Source organism: Arthrobacter sp. 35/47 (assembly GCF_000520475.1).
Classification (GTDB): domain Bacteria; phylum Actinomycetota; class Actinomycetes; order Actinomycetales; family Micrococcaceae; genus Arthrobacter_D; species Arthrobacter_D subterraneus.
Genome location: NZ_KI914584.1, coordinates 1 through 19,845 on the forward strand (window position 1 = coordinate 1; position 19,845 = coordinate 19,845).

Annotated in this window: 20 protein-coding genes and 1 tRNA gene; 18 read left to right on the plus strand and 3 right to left on the minus strand. The window is 66.2% G+C overall.

Annotated elements, in window-relative coordinates:
• Positions 1-116: 116 nt before the first annotated feature.
• Positions 117-190 (minus strand) — tRNA-Gly (locus X803_RS0103090).
• A 203-nt stretch (positions 191-393) separates the two neighbouring features.
• Between X803_RS0103090 and X803_RS17475 the strand changes: the two genes are divergently transcribed.
• From X803_RS17475 to rpe, 5 genes are all read left to right on the plus strand, one after another.
• The gene (locus tag X803_RS17475; protein WP_084033319.1) at positions 394-1,380 is read left to right on the plus strand and encodes a cytochrome; all 987 of its coding nucleotides are present in this window, start codon (positions 394-396) and stop codon (positions 1,378-1,380) included.
• 121 nt (positions 1,381-1,501) lie between these two features.
• Positions 1,502-2,089: a peptide deformylase gene (gene def, locus X803_RS0103100; RefSeq protein ID WP_026543984.1), complete on the plus strand. Its 588-nt coding sequence runs from the start codon at positions 1,502-1,504 to the stop codon at positions 2,087-2,089.
• Positions 2,086-3,003 (plus strand): methionyl-tRNA formyltransferase, encoded by a 918-nt coding sequence (fmt, locus tag X803_RS0103105; RefSeq protein ID WP_026543985.1) that lies wholly within the window; start codon positions 2,086-2,088, stop codon positions 3,001-3,003. Before def ends, fmt begins: the two co-directional genes overlap by 4 nt.
• The gene (locus X803_RS0103110) at positions 3,000-4,499 is read left to right on the plus strand and encodes an RsmB/NOP family class I SAM-dependent RNA methyltransferase (RefSeq protein WP_035777741.1); all 1,500 of its coding nucleotides are present in this window, start codon (positions 3,000-3,002) and stop codon (positions 4,497-4,499) included. The genes fmt and X803_RS0103110 overlap by 4 nt, the downstream gene beginning before the upstream one ends.
• 42 nt (positions 4,500-4,541) lie before the next feature.
• Positions 4,542-5,195 (plus strand): ribulose-phosphate 3-epimerase, encoded by a 654-nt coding sequence (gene rpe, locus X803_RS0103115; RefSeq protein WP_026543987.1) that lies wholly within the window; start codon positions 4,542-4,544, stop codon positions 5,193-5,195.
• A 36-nt stretch (positions 5,196-5,231) separates the two neighbouring features.
• On the opposite strand, the gene X803_RS21740 is transcribed toward rpe, so the two are convergent.
• Entirely contained in the window at positions 5,232-5,909 is a 678-nt protein-coding gene (locus X803_RS21740; RefSeq protein WP_035777744.1) for an acVLRF1 family peptidyl-tRNA hydrolase, read from the minus strand.
• Between the two features lie 102 nt (positions 5,910-6,011).
• Between X803_RS21740 and X803_RS0103125 the strand changes: the two genes are divergently transcribed.
• The 13 genes from X803_RS0103125 to nusB all read left to right on the plus strand — a co-directional run bounded on the left by X803_RS0103125 (position 6,012) and on the right by nusB (position 18,467).
• Entirely contained in the window at positions 6,012-7,403 is a 1,392-nt protein-coding gene (locus X803_RS0103125; protein ID WP_253907384.1) for a replication-associated recombination protein A, read from the plus strand.
• 208 nt (positions 7,404-7,611) lie between these two features.
• On the plus strand, positions 7,612-8,238 hold the full coding sequence (gene rpsD, locus X803_RS0103130) for a 30S ribosomal protein S4 (protein ID WP_026543989.1): 627 nt from the start codon (positions 7,612-7,614) through the stop codon (positions 8,236-8,238).
• A 152-nt stretch (positions 8,239-8,390) separates the two neighbouring features.
• On the plus strand, positions 8,391-8,765 hold the full coding sequence (locus X803_RS0103135; protein ID WP_026543990.1) for a DUF948 domain-containing protein: 375 nt from the start codon (positions 8,391-8,393) through the stop codon (positions 8,763-8,765).
• 50 nt (positions 8,766-8,815) lie between these two features.
• Positions 8,816-9,040, plus strand: a complete 225-nt coding sequence (locus X803_RS0103140) for a DUF6167 family protein (protein ID WP_026543991.1) — start codon at positions 8,816-8,818, stop codon at positions 9,038-9,040.
• Positions 9,041-9,117: 77 nt separating this feature from the next.
• Positions 9,118-11,796 carry an alanine--tRNA ligase gene (gene alaS / locus X803_RS0103145; protein WP_026543992.1) on the plus strand — a complete coding sequence of 893 codons (2,679 nt, stop codon included), beginning with the start codon at positions 9,118-9,120 and terminating at the stop codon, positions 11,794-11,796.
• 16 nt (positions 11,797-11,812) lie between these two features.
• On the plus strand, positions 11,813-12,391 hold the full coding sequence (gene ruvX, locus X803_RS0103150) for a Holliday junction resolvase RuvX (protein WP_026543993.1): 579 nt from the start codon (positions 11,813-11,815) through the stop codon (positions 12,389-12,391).
• Positions 12,388-13,611 carry an endolytic transglycosylase MltG gene (mltG, locus tag X803_RS0103155; protein ID WP_026543994.1) on the plus strand — a complete coding sequence of 408 codons (1,224 nt, stop codon included), beginning with the start codon at positions 12,388-12,390 and terminating at the stop codon, positions 13,609-13,611. The genes ruvX and mltG overlap by 4 nt, the downstream gene beginning before the upstream one ends.
• On the plus strand, positions 13,612-14,505 hold the full coding sequence (locus tag X803_RS0103160; protein WP_026543995.1) for a shikimate dehydrogenase family protein: 894 nt from the start codon (positions 13,612-13,614) through the stop codon (positions 14,503-14,505).
• Positions 14,506-14,536: 31 nt separating this feature from the next.
• On the plus strand, positions 14,537-15,736 hold the full coding sequence (gene aroC, locus X803_RS0103165; protein WP_026543996.1) for a chorismate synthase: 1,200 nt from the start codon (positions 14,537-14,539) through the stop codon (positions 15,734-15,736).
• A 41-nt stretch (positions 15,737-15,777) separates the two neighbouring features.
• Complete coding sequence (locus X803_RS0103170; protein ID WP_253907382.1) at positions 15,778-16,293, plus strand: shikimate kinase; 516 nt, start codon at positions 15,778-15,780, stop codon at positions 16,291-16,293.
• Entirely contained in the window at positions 16,283-17,374 is a 1,092-nt protein-coding gene (gene aroB / locus X803_RS0103175) for a 3-dehydroquinate synthase (protein WP_026543997.1), read from the plus strand. Before X803_RS0103170 ends, aroB begins: the two co-directional genes overlap by 11 nt.
• Positions 17,375-17,496: 122 nt before the next feature.
• Positions 17,497-18,060, plus strand: coding sequence for an elongation factor P (gene efp / locus X803_RS0103180; RefSeq protein WP_026543998.1), 564 nt, complete (start codon positions 17,497-17,499; stop codon positions 18,058-18,060).
• Positions 18,057-18,467 carry a transcription antitermination factor NusB gene (nusB, locus tag X803_RS0103185; protein WP_026543999.1) on the plus strand — a complete coding sequence of 137 codons (411 nt, stop codon included), beginning with the start codon at positions 18,057-18,059 and terminating at the stop codon, positions 18,465-18,467. The genes efp and nusB overlap by 4 nt, the downstream gene beginning before the upstream one ends.
• 33 nt (positions 18,468-18,500) lie before the next feature.
• Here nusB and X803_RS0103190 read toward each other — a convergent pair whose 3' ends face one another.
• Positions 18,501-19,769 (minus strand): PrsW family intramembrane metalloprotease, encoded by a 1,269-nt coding sequence (locus X803_RS0103190; RefSeq protein ID WP_084033325.1) that lies wholly within the window; start codon positions 19,767-19,769, stop codon positions 18,501-18,503.
• Positions 19,770-19,845 lie beyond the last annotated feature (76 nt).

Below are 19,845 nucleotides of genomic sequence, written 5' to 3' on the forward strand. Positions count from 1 at the left end.
GGGATTCGAACCCGCGTATACGGCTTTGCAGGCCGCTGCCTCGCCTCTCGGCCACCCCACCATGACCCACCGAAGCGGGGTCACCGGCTGTAAACCGGCGAATACAGTGACTTGCGAGCGGACGACGGGATTCGAACCCGCGACATCCACCTTGGCAAGGTGGTGCTCTAGCCAGCTGAGCTACGTCCGCAGAGAAAATCGCCGAGTGTGTTTGGGTTTTCCCTGAACCATCGGCGTCTTTCCAACGAGTAAAAACAATATCCGAGGAACCCCCGTTCGTCCAATTGGAGACAACGCGGAGCGCCTTGTCCGGTTTGCCCTGTTAATGGGGTAAAAGGCTCGCGGCCTGTGCCTCAACGCAGAAGTGTCAGGCCGGGATGACACACTGGATGCATGACCGAACCGCTCCTCGCGCACGCCACCGAGCGTGGGCGCATGTACTCAAGATCCGTTGCGGAGCCGCCCCAGGTGCCATCCATCACCACGGTCATCGCCCAGGCCCAGAGTTCTTCGCTCGGCGGCTGGTTTGGCTATATGGCGGCCAGTGCGCTTGCCCAGGATCCGCGCCTTGCCGCATCGCTGGGCAATGCGGGAGAAATGCGTGCTGTCATCCAGGACGCGTCGAAGGCTGCTGAACGCTACCGTGATGACGCCGCCCAGCGGGGCACCAGGGTCCACTCCTACTGCGAGCAGGTGGCGCTGCGCGCACTCGGCCGCCCGCATCGGCTGGAGGAGGCCCGCACCGAGCTGACCCAGCAGGGGGAGGGTGCCTTCGCTGCCCGCTTCGATGAGTGGTGGGACCTCTACCAGGTGAAGCCGATCGCTCCCGAGATCACCGTCTGGAACTCGGAGCTGGGCTATGCCGGAACTCTTGACCTCGTGGCCACCATCGGGGGGCGCCTGTGCATCATCGATTTCAAGACCCGGGCAACAGACCGGGATGGACTGGTCAAGCCGCTGGATGAAAAGGTCGTCATGCAGTTGGTTGCCGGGATGAAGGCGCAGGAGTCGCTTGTGGATCCGCACACCGGAAGCTGGGAACCCTGGAAGTACGGCAATGATCCCATCCTGCTCGCAGTGGCGGTCGGGCAGACCGAAGTGCGCGCGCACCGGGCAAATCCGGAGGTTCTCAGGGAGCATTGGTTCAAGTTTTGCGCGCTGAGACGTGCCTGGGAGGCGGGCGGTAACGCTGCGGTCGCGGGCCGCCCGCTCCTGCCAGTTCCACCACCGCCCCGTACGGCGGCGGTGGGCGTCCCAACGGCGTCGGCAGGTTCTTCCGGCGGCGTAGCCCCATCCAGTGACCAAGCCTCCCCATCCGGGAGCGCGGCAGCCGGCAGGGTCGGGGAGATAGGCCTCCCGGTATCGTCAGCGGGGAGCTGAGCAGCTTTGCCTGCCCTAGAATTGATCAGGCATTTTCGGAAGGGAATCCCCGCCGGCACGCTGCAGCGACCGGGTGCCGTTCCGAAGTATTTTTCCAATCAACGTGAGGATGCATAACCGGATGGCGGTTCTGAGTATCAGGATGATCGGGGACCCCGTGCTGCGGACGCCCGCAGCGCGGGTGACCGACTTCGGACCTGAGCTGGCCAGGCTGGTTCAGAGCATGAGCGAGACCATGCACAGCGTGCATGGAGCAGGCCTTGCCGCGCCGCAGGTGGGAGTCGGCCTGCGGGTCTTCACGTACGCCGTTGACGGAGCGGAAGGCCACGTAGTCAATCCGGAGATCCTTTCTTCGTCAGGCCTCCAGGCTGATGATCAGGAGGGTTGCCTCTCTGTCCCCGGAATCGGGTTCGCCCTTCCACGGGCAGCCCGGGTGCAGTTGAGGGGGCTGGATGTCACCGGACGCCCCGTGGAACTGGAGGCTGACGGCATGCTTGCGCGCTGCTTTCTGCACGAGACGGACCATCTGGATGGGCGTCTCTACATTGACCGGCTCCAGGGCGAGGACCGTCGGGCGGCTATGCGCGCTATCCGGCACTCGCAGTACAACGAGGTGACCACCGGTACCCTGACCAAACGCTCGGCCACCGTGGCGTCAGCGTTCGGCAAGGGCACTTTCCAGGCCGGACGGAAGGAGCCCGGCGCATGAGAATACTGTTCGCCGGAACACCCGCGGTTGCTCTCCCATCGATGCGTGAGGTGCGCAGGGCCGGTCACGAGGTGGTTGCCGTCCTGACCCGTGAAGACGCCCCGGTCGGACGGAAGAAAGTCCTGACACCGAGCCCGGTCGCGGCGGCCGCCGCGGAGGCGGGCCTGGAAATCATCAAGGCCAACCGGATTGACCAGGCCGTCATCAAGCGACTCTCGGATCTGGACCTTGATGCAGCCGCAATCGTTGCGTACGGGGGCCTGGTTCCGCCGTCCGCACTTCAACTGCCGCGGCATGGCTGGATCAACCTGCACTTTTCACTGCTCCCCGCCTGGCGCGGTGCGGCACCGGTGCAGCACGCCCTGATCAACGGGGACGACATCACGGGGGCATCCACGTTCCTCCTCGAAGAAGGCCTGGACAGCGGCCCGGTCTTCGGCACGCTGACGGAGCAGGTCCGTGCCGAAGACACCAGCGGTGTACTGCTTGAACGGCTGTCTGAAAGCGGCGCAGTGCTCCTTGCCCAGACGCTCTCGGCAGTGGACCAGAGCCGTGCTGTTCCTGTACCGCAACAAGGCGATGTGTCGCTTGCGCCGAAGCTCTCGAGCGCCGACGGCCGCATCCGGTGGGACCGTCCGGCACTCGCCATCAAGCGCCGGATCAATGGAGTCACACCCGAGCCCGGAGCCTGGACCCTCTGGGGCGGTAAGCGCTTCAAGGTATGGCCGGTGCTGCTGCGGCCGGACGTTCGCGACCTTCCCCCGGGCGCCGCCTCCGAACGGGACGGAGCGGTGCTTGTCGGGACGGGGTCGCATGCAGTACAGCTGACTGAGGTTCAGCCTGCGGGCCGGACAAAGCTTGCCGCTGCCGAGTGGTTCCGCGGTGCACGCCGAGAGGATCTGGTATTCGAATGACACCCGAAAATCGCTCCGGGGGGCCAACCCGGCGTAACGAGCGGGGACGGGAACGCAACCGCTCAGGGTCCCGCCAGTTCTCCTCTACTGCACCGGCGGAACGGACCCGGCGTGCGGATCCCGCGCGTCTGGTTGCCTACGAGGTCCTCAGGGCGGTCGCAGCCGAGGACGCCTACGCGAACCTGGTGCTTCCGGGCAGCATCCGCAAGCACCGCCTCGGCCGTCAGGATGCGGGTTTCGCGACCGAGCTCGCCTATGGCGCCCTGCGGGCGCAGGGCACCTATGACGCGATCCTCGCCCTCTGCGTGGACCGGCCGCTGACCCAGCTGGATCCGGCCATCCTCGACGCACTGCGGCTGGGGACCCACCAGCTGATGGCCATGCGTGTTCCGCCCCATGCCGCACTCGACCAGACGGTCGGACTGGCGCGCGCAGTCATCGGCGCCGGCCCTTCCTCTCTCATCAACGCCGTGCTCCGGAAGGTTTCCCGGAAGTCCTTTGACGAGTGGCTTGACGCACTGGTCACCGGTGTCGAGGATCCGGTCCGCATCAGTTCGCTGCGGTACAGCCACCCGGAATGGATCGTCCGGGCACTGAGGCAGAGCCTGGTGAATCACGGCCGGCCGGTCGAAGAAATCGACGCGCTTCTCGAGGCGGACAACGCAGCTCCCGTGGTCAACCTGGTTGCCCTGCCCGGCATCGGATCGCTCGACGAGGCCATGGCGGCCGGGGCACGGTCCGGTGAGCTGGTCGAGGACTCGGCACTGTTTGCCGCCGGCGATGTCGGACGGCTTGAGTCTGTCCGCTCCGGCAAGGTCCGGGTGCAGGACGCCGGATCGCAGCTCGTGGCGCGTGCGCTCGCTGCAGTGGACCTTGATCGCCGGGGTGCGGGCGGTGAGCAATGGCTCGACCTCTGCGCCGGCCCCGGCGGGAAGTCGGCCCTGCTTGCCGCCATTGCGGCCCAACGGGGAGACACCCTGGTTGCCAACGAGCCGGCGGAACACCGCGCAGCACTGGTCCGGCAGGCTCTGGGCGCCGTGGATCCTGCCGTGTGGAGCGTTCGCGTCGGTGACGGCCGGGAGATCGGAGCGGCCTATCCCGAGGGGTTCGACCGCATCCTCGTAGACGCGCCATGCACCGGACTGGGCGCGCTCCGCCGCAGGCCGGAGTCACGGTGGCGCCGCACGGCGTCCGACCTGACTGAGCTGGGGCCGCTGCAGCGCGGCCTGCTGGCTGCTGCGCTGGAGGCCGTCCGCCCCGGGGGAGTGGTGGCCTATGTCACCTGCTCTCCGCACCCCGCAGAGACCTCCGCCGTCGTTCAGGACAGTCTGCGCGGCAGGGAGGGGTACACGCTGATGGAGGCGGGACCGGTGCTGGACTCCGTGAGCAACGGCCGTTCACTTCAGGCCGGGCACGGGGCCACCGCGCAGCTGTGGCCGCATATTCACGGCACCGACGCCATGTTCCTTGCCCTGATTCGCCGGACCGCCGGATAGCTCGCGCGCCGGCCAGATGCCAGCCCCAATGAAAGGTCCACAATGAGAACCTGCTGTATCCATCCGAGCATCCTGTCGGCGGATTTCGTCAACCTGCAGTCGGAACTGCAGCGCATCAAAACGGCGGACGCCGTGCACGTGGATGTCATGGACAACAGCTTTGTTCCCAACCTCACGCTGGGCCTTCCGGTGGTCAGGAGGATCCAAATGGTGAGTCCGGTGCCGCTGGACGTCCACCTGATGATTGACGACGCCGACCGCTGGGCTCCGGAGTACGCAGCGGCGGGCGCAGCATCCGTCACTTTTCACGCGGAAGCTGCCCGGGCCCCCATCCGCCTCGCACGGGAGCTGCGTTCAGGAGGCGCCGGAGCCGGAATGGCGCTCCGTCCGGCAACGGCCGTGGAGCCCTATCTGGACATGCTGGGCGAGCTGGACATGCTGCTCATCATGACAGTGGAGCCGGGCTTCGGAGGTCAATCCTTCCTCGACGTCACCCTCCCGAAGATCCGGAGGGCAGCGGAGGCCATCCGCGGCGCCGGCCTGCCGGTCGCCATCCAGGTGGATGGGGGCATCACCGAGGAAACAATTGTCCGGGCGGCCGAGGCAGGAGCGACCGTGTTCGTCGCGGGTTCCTCCGTCTACGGTGTCGAGGATCCGGAAGCAGCCATCGCCGGCCTGCGCCGTGCCGCGGGCTGACCGACTCGCCGGCGCAGAACCCAGCCGGGCCGCGGGCTAGTCGCCGGGTATTCCCGTTACGTGGACGCGGAGGCTCCGTGCGTCCGCAGCGGCCTGCCGGAGGACGTCCCTGCGGGGGTCCGGGACGGGAAGGAGCGGGAGGAGCGGCAGTTGCCGGTAGCGGGCCAGCCTCGGATGGGCAAGGCACTCGGAAAACAACGCCGCATCCCCGCCTGGCTGCAGGCAGTCCGGCGCCTCTTCTGCGAAGAGGACCGCCGCTCGTTCGGCTGCGGTCGACACCAGCGCGTCGGCCTGGTTCGCCCGGCGTCGTGCGAACCGTTGCTGGGACCAGCCGCCGGCCGCCGTCCGCGACTGCACGTAACGGGTCCCGTTCTTTGACGCAACCAGGACGCCGTTCCGGGCCAGCCCAACGCCATAGCCGCCCCGGCGTATCAGCAGCAGGCCCACCGTCACGGGACGGGACGCCAACCGGATCAATTCCTGAACCGCCTGCTCCTGCCCGTACGGCCCGGTGTTCCCGGAGACCGTCTCCATGCCGGGAAATGCCAGTGGAACGGTGATCTCGGCACTGCATCCGTTGGGTGCACGCAGCATGGCGCGACCGGGCGCCGCAGCGGTGTACTCGGTGGTGAAGGGCCCGTTGCGTTCGGCGAAGCGCCGGACCCAGCCTTCGAGACGCTCGGGCGGCACGAGTACCAGCCGGTTGTCCTGCACTGCGCCTCCTGCGAATCCTGGGCGAACGTGTCAGAGGATCACAGTAGCCTTGGCACTGTGAATGACCTATTCAGCTTCGACTCGGACGGCTTCGACGAGCCGGTGACTGCCACGGGAAACGAACGGAACCGCCCCCGCACCCCGCTGCCCGTGCGCATGCGTCCCAGAACAGTTGACGAGGTAGTGGGGCAGCAGCACCTCCTCGGCGCCGGGTCACCGTTGCGCACACTGGCGGGAGGCGAGCCAGCTGCTCGCGCCGGCGCTCCTACCTCGGTGATCCTGTGGGGTCCGCCAGGAACGGGGAAGACCACCCTCGCCCATGTCATTGCGCGCGGGCCGGGCCGCAAGTTCGTGGAACTTTCCGCCATCACCGCGGGGGTCAAGGACGTTCGCCGGGTCATGGATGAAGCGCTCTCCAACCGGGACCTCCACCGCATAACCACCGTTCTCTTCCTCGACGAAATCCATCGGTTCAACAAGGCGCAGCAGGATGCGTTGCTGCCGGGCGTGGAGAACGGCTGGGTGGTGCTCATCGCCGCCACCACTGAAAACCCATCCTTCTCGGTGGTTTCTCCGCTGCTGTCCCGGTCACTGCTGCAGACGCTGAAACCGCTCACCGAAGAGGACATCCGCTCGCTTCTCGAGAAGGCCGTCGCTGATCCTCGCGGACTGGCCGGTGAGGTTGCGGTCGACGACGATGCGCTGGCCCACCTCGTCAGACTCGCCGCAGGCGACGCGCGGCGCGGACTGACAGCCCTCGAGGCCGCGGCGGGCGTGGCCCAGTCGTCGGAAGACAAACCGGAGCACACGGATGCCGGGGACGGGCCGGCACCCGTGCGGATCACCCTCGAACACGCCGAGAAGGCGGTTGACGTCGCTGCACTGCGCTACGACCGGGCGGGGGACCAGCACTATGACGTGGCGAGCGCCTTCATCAAGTCCCTGCGCGGGTCCGACGTCGACGCAGCCCTGCACTACCTTGCCCGGATGCTGGAATCCGGGGAGGATCCCCGCTTCGTGGCGCGCAGGCTGATGATTTCCGCGGCGGAGGATGTCGGCATGGCCGATCCCACGGCGCTGCAGACTGCCGTGGCAGCAGCCCAGGCGGTCCAGCTGGTGGGAATGCCGGAGGGGCGGATCATCCTTGCGGAGGCGGTGGTGCATATCGCCACGGCGCCCAAGTCAAACGCCTCCTACAACGGAATCAACCGCGCCGTCGCGGACGTCCGTGCAGGCAAGGGGCAGGGCATTCCGGCGCACCTTCGTGATGCCCACTATCCGGGTGCCCGCCAGCTGGGCCACGGGAAGGGGTACGTCTATTCCCATGACGAACCGCACGGAATCGCGAGCCAGCAGTACGTTCCGGACGATCTCGTGGGTACGGACTACTACGTTCCAACCGATCGGGGAGCCGAACGGGCAGTGGCGACCCGGCTGGAGAAACTGCGTGCCATTATCCGGAAAGGGCTGAGCACTGCTAGGATTGTCCGTTGACTGGCAAGTCACGGCTCATGCATGCCCGCGTACCTCCGCCACCTTCACGGTTTCGGCGGGACCGGCGGGCACCTGAGGATCCGTGAACTGTAGTACCGGAAAGCGGCCCCTTCCGGCTCTCCGAAACGTGGAGGCCAGCGACACAGGAAGAGTTCACCCGGCCTGGGCCGGTGTGAACTGCTTCGCCGTAAAACAGTGAAAGGTAAACGTGGCTAACAACACACGTGCCCGCCGCAAGGTCCGCATTTCGCGGGCCCTCGGCATTGCTTTGACCCCGAAGGCCGAGAAGTACCTGGAGCGTCGTCCGTACGCACCGGGCCAGCACGGCCGGTCGCGCCGCAAGCAGGACAGCGACTACGCCGTACGCCTGCGCGAAAAGCAGCGTCTGCGCGCCCAGTACGGTATCCGCGAAGCGCAGATGACCCGCGTCTTCGAGGAAGCCCGCCGGACCGCCGGCCTGACCGGTGAGAACCTGATCGAACTGCTTGAAATGCGTCTCGACGCACTCGTGCTTCGGTCCGGATTCGCCCGCACCATCGCCCAGGCACGCCAGCTGGTGGTTCACCGCCACATCATGGTTGACGGTGCCCGCGTGGACCGCCCGTCCTTCCGTGTCAAGGAAGGTCAGCTCATCCACGTGCACAGCCGCAGCGAGACCATGGTTCCGCTGCAGGTTGCTGCGGCAGGAGCGCACCGCGACGTGCTCCCCGCTGTGCCCGGCTACCTCGATGTCCAGCTAGAGAAGCTCCAGGCGCGCCTGGTCCGCCGCCCCAAGCGCTCCGAGGTCCCCGTGACCTGTGAAGAGCAGCTCGTGGTGGAATACTACGCACGCTGATCATGCGCCGGCTTCGGCGCATCGGCAGCACAACTGAACATCAGTGACCCAGGAGCCCGCGGCGCACGCCGCGGGCTCCTGAGTAGGTAAGGTACATAGGGAAATTGCGGGCACCCGTCCGCCATCCGCAGAGGCTGAGGAGTTGTTTTCGAATGTCAGGTGGAGATATCGCCGGGCTCATTGCCGCCGGGGTCTTTGCGGTTCTGGTCGCATTGCTCGCCATTCCGGTATGGAAGCTCGGGAAGGTCTTCGATGAACTCCGTGGAGCTATCCGTTCGGTAACCGAGGGCACCACTCCGCTCATTGACGAGGTCACCAGCACCGTGTCAACCACGCACCAGCAGCTGAAGAACGTCGATGGGATCACCTCCAACGTCTCGGACGCCTCCGCGAATATCTCCGCCCTCTCGTCGCTGGTCGCAGCGACAGTGGGGTCCCCGCTCATCAAGGTCGCGGCCTTCTCCTACGGCGTGCGCAGCGCGCTGGGGTCCCGGCGGAAGCCGGCCTCCCGCCGTCGCAGCCGCTGACCGGCAGCCACGCATACAACGCACGTACAACAGACGAGGGATTCTTGATGATCAAGAGGGTTTTCTGGCTCGCGGCAGGCGCTGCCATCGGAGTCGTCACGGTACGCAAGGTATCGGCGATGAAGTCGGCGGTCGGTCCCGAGGGGCTGAACCGTGCGGTTGCGCAGCTCGCTGACAGCGTCGCCGATTTCGCTGACGCGTTCCGTCAGGGAATGCAGGAACGCGAGACAGACCTGCGCACAGCCCTCGGCATCGACGCAGAGCCGCGCCCCTGAGGCCGGGCCAGCACCCGAACACCGAACACCGAACACCGCTGCGCACACCCACCCGCGCGCACCACCGAAGGATCCCCATGAAGTCGCAAGAGATCGCCCGTCGCTGGCTCGACTACTTTGAAGGCCAGGGTCATACCCGGGTGCCGTCCGCTTCCCTGGTGTCCAGTGACCCGTCGCTCCTGTTCACTGTCGCCGGCATGGTCCCGTTCATTCCCTACCTGACCGCACGCGAGGTGCCTCCCTACAGCCGTGCCACCAGCATCCAGAAGTGCATCCGCACGGCTGACATCGAAGAGGTGGGCAAGACCGCGCGCCACGGCACCTTCTTCCAGATGTGCGGGAACTTCTCCTTCGGCGACTACTTCAAGCAGGACGCTATCGCCATGGCATGGGACCTGCTGACCCGCAGCGTCGCGGACGGCGGCTTTGGCCTCGCTCCCGAGCGACTGTGGGTCACGGTCTACCAGGATGATGAGGAAGCGCTGGCAATCTGGCGCGATGAGGTGGGTTTCCCCGCCGAGCGCATTCAGAAGTTCGGCAAGAAGGACAATTACTGGAACACGGGTCAGCCAGGGCCGGGCGGGCCGTGCTCGGAAATCTTCTACGACCGCGGACCCGAGTACGGCAGGGATGGGGGACCGCAGGCCGACGAAGACCGGTACATCGAAATCTGGAACCTCGTGTTCATGCAGTACCGGCTCTCGGCTGTCCGGAGCAAGGATGACTTCGACATTGCCGGTGAACTGCCGAAGAAGAATATCGACACGGGCCTGGGCCTGGAGCGCCTTGCCATGGTTCTGCAGGGCGTAGAGAACATGTACGAGACCGACCAGGTCCGCCCGGTGCTCGACAAGGCAGCAGAGCTCAGCGGTCGTGAGTACACCAGCGCGGAGTCCGACGACGACCCCCACCACCAGGACGACGTCCGGATGCGCGTCGTGGCAGACCACATCCGCTCGGCACTGATGCTGATCACCGACGGCGTGTCGCCGTCCAACGAGGGCAGGGGCTATGTTCTGCGCCGGCTGATCCGCCGCGCAGTCCGTGCCATGCGGCTGCTCGGGGTCGAGAAAGCCTGCCTCCCCGACCTCCTGCCGGTGTCCCGTGATGCCATGAAGGGTGTCTACCCCGAGGTGGAGCGGGACTTTGAGCGCATCAGCCGGATCGCCTACGCGGAAGAAAAGGCGTTCCTGCGCACCATCGCCTCGGGGACGGCCCGCCTCGAGGAAGCCGTTCGCGAGTCCCGGAGTGCCGGACGCGCATTGTCCGGCGAGGATGCCTTCAGCCTCCACGACACCTATGGATTCCCCATCGACCTGACGCTCGAAATGGCTGAGGAAGCCGGCGTCTCGGTCGACGCTGAGAGGTTCCGTTCGCTGATGCTCGAGCAGCGTCAGCGTGCACAGGCTGACGCCCGCGGGAAGAAGGCCGGGCACGCCGACATGACGGTATTCAACGAGCTCCTTGCCTCCGGCGAGACATCGTTCACCGGCTACGACGAACTCACCAGCGAGGCTATTGTGCGCGGTATCCTCAGCAACGGCGCCGCTGTCCCCGTCGCCCGTCAGGGCGAGGAAATCGAACTGATCCTCGACCGAACACCCTTCTACGCTGAAGCCGGCGGCCAGGCGGCCGACGTCGGGCTTGTCACCGGCAACGGTTTCACCGTTGAAGTGACTGACGTCCAGCAGCCGATCAGGGGGTTGAGCGTCCACCGTGCACTCGTGCGCGAGGGAGAGATCACCCAGGATGCGCCGGTGACTGCCGCCGTCGACCGTCAGCGTCGCCACGCAGGTGAGCAGGCCCACTCCGGCACGCACATTGTGCACGCTGCACTCCACCAGGTTCTCGGCCCTGAAGCTCTTCAGCGCGGTTCGTTCAACAAGGCGGGCTACCTTCGGTTCGACTTTTCCTGGGGGGAAGGCATCAGCCCCGCCGCCCGCTCCGAGATCGAGGAGGTCTCGAACCTCGCGATCCGCAGCAACCACACCGTCGAAACCAGGGTGATGGGCCTGGATGAAGCCAAGGCCCTGGGCGCCACGGCGCTGTTCGGCGAGGCGTACGGAGACCGGGTCCGCGTCGTCGAAATCGACGGTGCATGGTCACGGGAGCTCTGCGGCGGCACCCACGTCGAGGCGACGTCGCTCATCGGCACGCTGACGCTGCTCGGCGAGCAGTCGGTCGGTTCAGGCAACCGCCGTGTCGAAGCACTTGTCGGCCTGGATGCCTTCCGCCATGCAGCAGCCGAACGCGCGCTGGTCACCGAGCTCTCGGAAATGCTCAAGGTGCCCTCCCAGCAGCTGCCGGAACGGCTTGGCGCAACCCTGAACCGGTTGAAGGCAGCGGAGAAGGAGCTTGAGCGGCTCAGGAAGGAACAGCTGTCCAACGCTGCCGCCTCGCTGGTCGGTTCGGCACAGGATATTGCCGGCGTACGCCTTATCACGCACGACGCCGGCACGGTCGGCAGTGCTGACGACCTCCGCAACCTCGCACTGGACCTGCGTGGCCGGCTTGGGTCGGGAGCCGCGGTTGTTGCCGTGGCGGGCGTGAGCAAGGACCGGCCGGTCATTCTGGTTGTCACCAACGAGGAGGCTCGCAGCGCCGGGGTCAAGGCGGGCGCCTTGGTTCGCACCGCCGCGGGCGTTCTCGGCGGCGGCGGCGGCGGCAAGGATGACATGGCCCAGGGCGGCGGTTCAGATCCCGCCAGAATCACGGCGGCGCTTGAGTCCGTCCGGGCCGCGGTTGCCGGCCGGTAGCGCGGATCATCCGTCGGTGGCATCCGGAGGATACCCGCGCGGCGTGAAGATCGGCGTCGACGTCGGCATGGTCCGCGTTGGAGTTGCAGCGTGCGACAGGGACGGCCTGATCGCGACGCCGGTGTGCACCCTCAACCGGGACTCCCGGAAGAACAGGGACCTGCGGCTGCTGCTCAGGAACATCGAGGACCTGTCGGCCGTTGAAGTCTTCGTGGGGTTGCCCCGCAATCTGAGCGGAACCGAATCCGCTTCCACGGCCATGGCGCGAGACTATGCAGCCGCACTCGTCGAAGCACTCTCCGGGGCGGGACTGGACGTTCCGGTCCGGCTCATTGACGAGCGGTTGTCGTCCGTGTCAGCGCACCGGTCACTCCGGCAGGCTGGCTTGAACAGTCGCGAACACCGTAAGGTGGTAGATCAGGTGGCAGCTGTGGAGATACTCCAACATGCCATAGACACGCAACGCAGTCTTGAGCGGGATGTGGGGGAGCCGGTCGTTCAGCATCGGCGGCGGAATCTTGACCACCTGTCGTCGGCCTCATCCGAGGAGTCAGAAATTACGCAAACCTACAGTGGGAGGAAAGAGGAGCAGTGAGCCATCGTCATCCTCCTTTCCCGGCAGCCGATCATGGAGCTGAGAAGCATCCGGACGACTACTACGAGGAGCACCACCCCGTGCATCCTGAGCCTGTCGAGCAATTTTTCGAGGCGGATATGCCCTCCCGCCGGACCAGGCGGCCGTCCAAGGCCCGCCAGCGTCGCCGCAGGCGGGGCACAATCGTCATGCTCGTCGTGGTGCTCCTTTTCGTGGGAGTCGTGTTCGGCGCAGCGATGTTCCTCAGGAACCTCCTCGGAGTCGGTGAGGTCACCGACTACGCCGGTCCTGGCACCGGCTCCGTGACCTTCACGGTTGAGGCAGGTGCGGGCCCGCTCATCGTGGGCAACGAACTCGAACAACAGGACATCGTGGCGAGTGCTGATGAGTTCCTCAACGCGCTTGCGGCCGAGGCTGACGGCCGCGTGATTCAGCCCGGTGACTACGAGATGAAATACCAGATGAGTTCCGCGGAGGCAGCCAAGGCGCTGCTCGCCGAGGGAGGCGCCGGAGTTCACTACGCGGCCGTCGCCCGCGACCTCCGGCAGAACGAGGTATTGGACATCCTGGCTGAATCGACGGGGATCCCCCGTGAAGAATTCGAGGCTCTCGCTGAGGACCCGACGCAGTTCGGTATCCCGGAGAAGTCGCCGAGCCTCGAAGGCTACCTCTACCCGGGCGAATACCGGTTCGACCTCGACATCACGGCAACCGAAGTGATACAGCAGATGGTGGACAACACCAAGGCCGCTCTCGAGGAGGCCGGCGTCACCGACCCGGATGAGCAGTACCGCATTCTGACGATCGCCAGTATTGTCCAGGCTGAAGCAGGACAGGCGGATTATGCACAGGTGGCCGGTGCCATCATGAACCGGCTGGGTCCGGACAACACGGAGACAAACGGACTGATCCAGTCGGATGCCACCGTCACCTATGGACTCGACCGCAAGAGCTACAACCTGACGGACGAGGAAAAGGCCGACAAGTCCAATCCGTACAACACCTACGCCATTGAGGGCCTGCCTGTCGGACCGATCGGTTCTCCGAGCGCGGAAGCAATCGAGGCGGCGGTCAACCCGGCTGACGTTCCCTACTACTACTGGGTGACGGTCGACCTCGACACCGGCGAAACCAAGTTCTCCGAGACGCTGGCCGAGCACGCCGTCTACGTCCAGGAATACCAGGAATGGTGCGCCGACAACGCCGGAAGGTGCGAATAGGTGGTTCCCGACCTGACGCCGGCCCGTTACCGGGCCGGCGTCACAGGTCATCCCATCGCGCACTCGAAATCCCCGCGCCTGCACCGCGCAGCCTACGCCTATCTGGGATTCGACTGCAGCTATACGGCGATTGACACGCCCCCGGAATCGCTCGGGAGCCTCCTGTCGGAGCTCAGGCGGGAACCCTCATGGCGGGGGCTTTCGGTCACCATGCCGCACAAGGCCGCGGCGCTGCCCCACATGGACAGTGTCGGCCCCGGTGTCAGGGAGCTCGGCGTGATCAACACCGTGCTCGCGGTGGGGGAGACGGATTCACGACGCCTGGTGGGTTACAACACCGACGTCGAGGGTATTGTGCGGGCGGTCCGCCAGGCGGGTGCCGCGCACCCGCAGCGGGCGCTGATCCTTGGCGGCGGGGGCACCGCTGCAGCGGCGCTGGCGGCACTGGCCAGCATGGGGGTCGAGCGGGTCGACGTCTGCGTGAGGACTCCGGAGAAAGCCGCGCCGCTCGTGGAAACCGGCCACAGGCTGGGCATTACCGTCGAGCTTCGGCAATTCGCTGCCGCAGCCGGACTCTGCGGGGCCTCCCAGCTGGTCATCTCGACACTGCCGCCCCGCGGCGCTGACGGGCTGGCTGGATCCCTGCTGTCCGAACCCTTCATGGAAAGCGAAGCATCGTCCGGGCCGCGGGTGTTGCTGGACGTTGCGTACGACCCCTGGCCCAGTGCCCTGGCCGCCGCCTGGTCAGGGCGCGGCGGTGTGATCGTTCCCGGCCTCGAAATGCTGCTGTACCAGGCCGTTGCGCAGGTGAAGCTCTTTGCCGGGGACGTCTTCAGGGACGAGGCCGCTGTCATAAATGTGATGTGTGACGCTGTGGGGGCTCCCCGGCGCTGATGACGTCCGCAGCCCGTGGCAGGATGGACGTATGTTGCGTTGGTTGACGGCCGGGGAATCCCACGGCCCTGCTCTGGTTGGAATCATCGAGGGAATGCCCGCAGGCGTCGAGGTCGCCAGCGAGTCCATTCAGGCTGCCCTGGCGCGCCGGCGGCTCGGGTACGGCCGGGGCGCAAGGATGAAGTTCGAACAGGACCAGGTCCGCATCATCGGGGGAGTGAGGCACGGCCTTACCCAGGGCGGCCCCGTGGCCATTGAGGTAGGCAACACCGAGTGGCCGAAGTGGGAGCAGGTCATGTCCGCCGATCCTGTGGAACCCGGAACATTGCAGGAGTCCGGGCGCAACGCGCCGCTGACGCGGCCGCGTCCCGGTCACGCAGATTTCACCGGTATGCAGAAGTACGGATTCGATGAGGCCCGCCCTGTCCTGGAACGCGCCAGCGCGCGGGAGACCGCCGCCAGGGTGGCACTGGGGACCGTAGCAGCCCGGTTTCTCTCCGCGCTGGGCATCGAGCTCCTCAGCCACACCGTTGCCGTTGCGTCGGTAGCGGTGCCGGAAGGCGCAGAGCTTCCCGGGCCCCGCGATGTTCTGGCACTGGATGAGGATCCGCTGCGCTGCTTCGATCGTGAAACTTCCACCGCGATGGTCGCCGAGGTCGACGCCGCGCACAAGGAGGGCGAGACCCTGGGGGGCGTGGTCGAGGTCCTTGCCTACGGACTCCCGCCGGGGCTTGGGAGCTACGTGCACTGGGACCGCCGCCTTGATGCGCGTCTGGCCGCTGCGCTGATGGGTATCCAGGCGATCAAGGGTGTCGAGGTCGGCGATGGTTTCGAGACCGCGCGCCGTCGGGGGTCCGCTGCCCATGATGAGATCGTGCGGGCGGAAAGCGGCCGGATCGGCAGGGCAACCAACCGGGCAGGCGGAATCGAGGGCGGCATGAGTATCGGCGACGTCCTCCGGGTGCGGGCGGCGATGAAGCCGATTGCCACCGTTCCACGTGCCCTGCAGACAATCGACGTCAGCACCGGCGACGCCGCCAAGGCACATCACCAGCGCTCCGACGTGTGCGCTGTCCCTGCAGCCGGTGTGGTCGCCGAAGCGATGGTTGCCCTGGTCCTTGCAGAGGCTGTGACGGAGAAATTCGGCGGCGACTCGATCACGGAAACCAGGCGGAACCTCGAGTCCTACCTGGCGAACATTCCGGCGTCGCTGAACTCGGTCACGCCCTGATGCTGCCGGCGGCTGACAGACCGCTGGTACTCATCGGCCTGATGGCCACCGGCAAATCGACGGTGGGGCGGCGGCTGGCTTCGCGGCATGGCTGGCGTTTCTTCGACACTGACGCGGTTATATCCGAGCGGAACGGACCCATTCCAGCCATCTTCGCCGAGCTCGGCGAATCCGGGTTCCGCCGGATCGAAGCCCAGGTGGTTGCGGAAGTCCTGGCAGAAGCAGGTGGAGGCGCTGTCGTGTCCCTCGGCGGCGGGGCGGTTCTGGACGAAGGAACCCGGCGGCTGCTGAAGGGAGCCTTTGTGGTGTTCCTGGATGCTGACCTTGCCACTGTCCTTCCGCGGCTCTCCGGCGATACCGGGCGGCCGTTGCTGGCCCGCGGCGCTGCCGAGACCTGGGCGCGGCTCGACCGGGAGCGGCGCCCGCTCTACGAAGCCCTGGCGAGCGCTACCGTCGACACGCGGAACGCCGCTCCGGACGTTGTTGTCCGCCGGCTTGAAGACCAGCTACGCCACCATTTCCGAACAGAAGAAGGGACCCTCGGCAATGACCGCTGAACCTACCGCCATCCGTGTTACGGGCAGCGCCCCGTCAGAGAATTACGACGTCGTTGTCGGGCGGGGGCTTCTGGACCGGCTTGCGCCGCTGCTTGGTGAGCGTGTCCGGCGCGTGCTGGTCATTCACCCGCGCGCCCTGCGCGCGACAGGGGACACCGTGCGGGAGCAGCTTGCGGCAGAAGGCCTCACCGCAGTCACCGCGGAGATACCCGATGCCGAGGAGGGCAAGCACATCCAGGTGGCCGCGTTCTGCTGGCAGGTTCTTGGCCAGAACGATTTCACCCGCTCTGACGCGATCGTGGCGGTGGGCGGCGGCGCTGTCACCGACGTCGCCGGTTTCGTTGCCGCCACGTGGCTGAGGGGAGTGAAGGTGGTGCATCTGCCCACCACGCTGCTCGGCATGGTGGACGCCGCCGTCGGCGGCAAGACCGGGATCAACACGGCGGAAGGGAAGAACCTGGTCGGTGCCTTCCACCCTCCGGCCGGCGTTCTCGCGGATCTGGACACTCTCCAGACCCTGCCGGTCAATGAACTGGTGACGGGCATGGCGGAGGTCGTCAAATGCGGATTCATCGCCGACCCGCGCATCCTCGAGCTGGTGGAGTCGAATCCGGAAGCCGTCAGGGATGCCTCCAGCGAGGTGGTCCGCGAATTGGTGGAACGCGCAATCGCGGTGAAAGCCACCGTGGTTTCCGAAGACCTCAAGGAGTCCGGCCGGCGGGAGTTCCTGAACTACGGCCATACGCTCGCCCACGCGATCGAACTGGCGGAACGGTACTCCTGGCGGCACGGCGCGGCCGTCTCCGTGGGGCTTGTCTTCGCGGCGGAACTTTCCCGCATGGTCGGCCGTCTCGACGATGCAACGGCAGACCGGCACCGGGCCATTCTTGAATCCCTCGGCCTCCCGGTGACCTACCGCCGGGACCGGTGGGCAGCTCTCCTAGACGGTATGCGGCGCGACAAGAAGGCTCGAGGCGACCTGCTTCGCTTCGTGGTGCTCGATGGCCTCGCGCGTCCCGGAATCCTCGAGGTGCCGGACACCTCGCTGCTCTTCGCTGCCTACCAGGAGATCGCGTCCTGAGCAGGCCGCGGCGGGCAGGGTAGACTGGTCTCTGGTCTTTTGGCGGGCACACGCGCAATGGTTTCGGTACTGCGCCTGCTGCAACGTAAGCCAACCATCAGTCAATCGACGAAAGTGAATCCGTGGCCACCACGAACGACATCAAGAACGGCACTGTCCTCAAGCTTGAGGGGAACCTCTGGAACGTGCTCGAATTCCAGCACGTGAAGCCGGGCAAGGGCGGCGCGTTTGTCCGCACGAAGCTGCGCAACATCCTCTCCGGCAAGGTTGTCGACAAGACCTTCAATGCCGGGCTCAAGATCGAGACCGCCACGGTGGACCGCCGCGACTACCAGTACCTGTACAAGGACGGCGACGACTTCGTGTTCATGGACACGACCGACTATGACCAGATCACCGTGCCCGGGGCGACCGTGGGCAACGCCGAGAACTTCATGCTCGAGAGCCAGATGGCAACCATCGCCATGCACGAGGGGTCAGCGCTGTACCTTGAGCTCCCGCCGTCTGTGGTTCTCGAAATCACGTACACCGAGCCGGGCCTGCAGGGTGACCGCTCAACCGGCGGCACCAAGCCGGCCACGGTGGAAACCGGCTACGAAATCCAGGTTCCGCTGTTCCTCGAGACCGGCACCAAGGTCAAGGTAGACACCCGCACCGGTGAGTACCTGGGACGCGTCAACGAGTGAGTGCGCGCAGCAAGGCACGGCGTCGGGCGCTCGACATCCTGTTCGAGGCCGAGCAACGGTCGGTATCTCCGCTGGAGGCGCTGCGCGGCCGGCGCGAGAAGACCGACACCGTGATCAATGAGTACTCCGTCGAGATTATTGACGGCGTGATGGCGCACGGCGCTCAGATCGATGAGTTCCTCAGCACGTATTCGCAGGGCTGGACGCTGGACCGGATGCCGGCCGTCGACCGCATGATTCTGCGCGTCGGCGCCTGGGAACTCCTGTACAACGAGGATGTTCCGGATACCGTGGCGGTCAGCGAAGCAGTACAGTTGGCCACCATGCTGTCCACGGATGAATCGCCCGCGTTCATCAACGGGTTGCTCGGCCGTCTGCAGCAGCTCAAGCCCACACTGCTGGCGTAGTCGCGCCTGCTGAGCGCTCCGCGCGCCGGACACTCAGAACCGGCGCGCCGACGCGGCGGAGATGATTTCCCCGCGGGCTGCATCGAGGTCGTGGAGCAGCTGGACCTCCAGCTGCGGATCAGTCGCGGCCGCGTGGCCGGCCCGCAGCCGCTGGCGTACAAAGGCGAGCCGCACGCCGATGCTGATGAAGCGCTTCATTGCCGGCGCGGCACCCACCCGCGCGCCCCACGCGAGAGCAGACGACCGTCCGCCGGGCGAGGCCACCATCTCCACCTCCCGGTCGGTGAGCCAGCCGGAAGCGGAGTATTCCGCGAGGCGCTGGTACGTCACGGCCCGTTCCGCGCGGCGCAGCCCGAGCACCACCCCGATCACAATGAGAAACAACGGCAACTGCACCAGGAAATAGAACGAGAAGAAGTCGGTGAACACGACCACCAGGCCGCCGTTCCACAGCATATGGCCGGCGATGGCGGGAACAAGACCGACCAGGAATGCCCCAACCAGCCGCCCGCCCGTGCGGCGCTTGGCAAGGACCATCCCGAGGACAAGGCCCAGTGCTCCGGTGAACATGACGTGGGCGAAGGGTGAGAAAATCCCGCGCATGACAAATACCGTGATCAGTCCACCGAGCCCTGCGGGGTCCGTGAGCGCCGATCCGAAATAGAGGATGTTTTCGGTGAAGGCGAACCCGGCGGCTACCGTTCCCGCGTACACAATCCCGTCGACCGGACCGTCGAAGTGCGTGCGCCGCGAGAATGCGAGGACGAGGACACCGAGGCCCTTCGCAATCTCCTCCACGAGCGGTGCCTGGAACACCGGACCCACGACGTCTGGGCTCGCCCCGTCCAGCCCCGCGCTGAGAAGCGCCGTGACAGCAGGGCCGAAGAGGAGCGTCACCGCCACGGACATTCCCGCACCCCACAGAAAAGCGAAGACGAGTGCTCCGCGGGGTTCAGGGTCCCACCGGTCGACCCAGCGGATACCTGCGAGACAGATGCCCAACGGTACGAGCGCGAGTGCGGCGCAGAGAACAAGGGCCGCGGTGCCGAGCTGGGCAGTGACGAGCACCGCAACCCCGGCCAGGACCAGACCCGCCACGATAATCAGCAACGCGTTGACGACGGTGGAACCGACCGGGTGCGAGCACTTCCTTCCGGTGGGACGAAGACCGGCCGAAGGGCGGGCGGGCGGAGGCACCGGGGGCCCGTCCTGAACCTGCTGCCACATGCCCAGCGGCGGCTGGAGGTGCGGCGGAACGTGGTTCCCGCGTCCGGCATGGCCCCGCCCGGAGTTCATACTCATCTCCACAGGATAGGTGCGGCTGATGCCTGTGATAGCTTTGAACGCGCAGCCAACCCCTTTAAAGGCCGTCCTGTGA

Bases quoted from the DNA above. Each gene is read 5' to 3' on its own strand.
- X803_RS17475 (WP_084033319.1), top strand. From the start codon at position 394: ATGACCGAACCGCTCCTCGCGCACGCCACCGAGCGTGGGCGCATGTAC.
- def (WP_026543984.1), top strand. From the start codon at position 1,502: ATGGCGGTTCTGAGTATCAGGATGATCGGGGACCCCGTGCTGCGGACG.
- fmt (WP_026543985.1), top strand. From the start codon at position 2,086: ATGAGAATACTGTTCGCCGGAACACCCGCGGTTGCTCTCCCATCGATG.
- X803_RS0103110 (WP_035777741.1), top strand. From the start codon at position 3,000: ATGACACCCGAAAATCGCTCCGGGGGGCCAACCCGGCGTAACGAGCGG.
- rpe (WP_026543987.1), top strand. From the start codon at position 4,542: ATGAGAACCTGCTGTATCCATCCGAGCATCCTGTCGGCGGATTTCGTC.
- X803_RS0103135 (WP_026543990.1), top strand. From the start codon at position 8,391: ATGTCAGGTGGAGATATCGCCGGGCTCATTGCCGCCGGGGTCTTTGCG.
- alaS (WP_026543992.1), top strand. From the start codon at position 9,118: ATGAAGTCGCAAGAGATCGCCCGTCGCTGGCTCGACTACTTTGAAGGC.
- aroC (WP_026543996.1), top strand. From the start codon at position 14,537: ATGTTGCGTTGGTTGACGGCCGGGGAATCCCACGGCCCTGCTCTGGTT.
- X803_RS0103170 (WP_253907382.1), top strand. From the start codon at position 15,778: ATGGCCACCGGCAAATCGACGGTGGGGCGGCGGCTGGCTTCGCGGCAT.
- aroB (WP_026543997.1), top strand. From the start codon at position 16,283: ATGACCGCTGAACCTACCGCCATCCGTGTTACGGGCAGCGCCCCGTCA.
- X803_RS0103190 (WP_084033325.1), bottom strand. From the start codon at position 19,769: ATGAGTATGAACTCCGGGCGGGGCCATGCCGGACGCGGGAACCACGTT.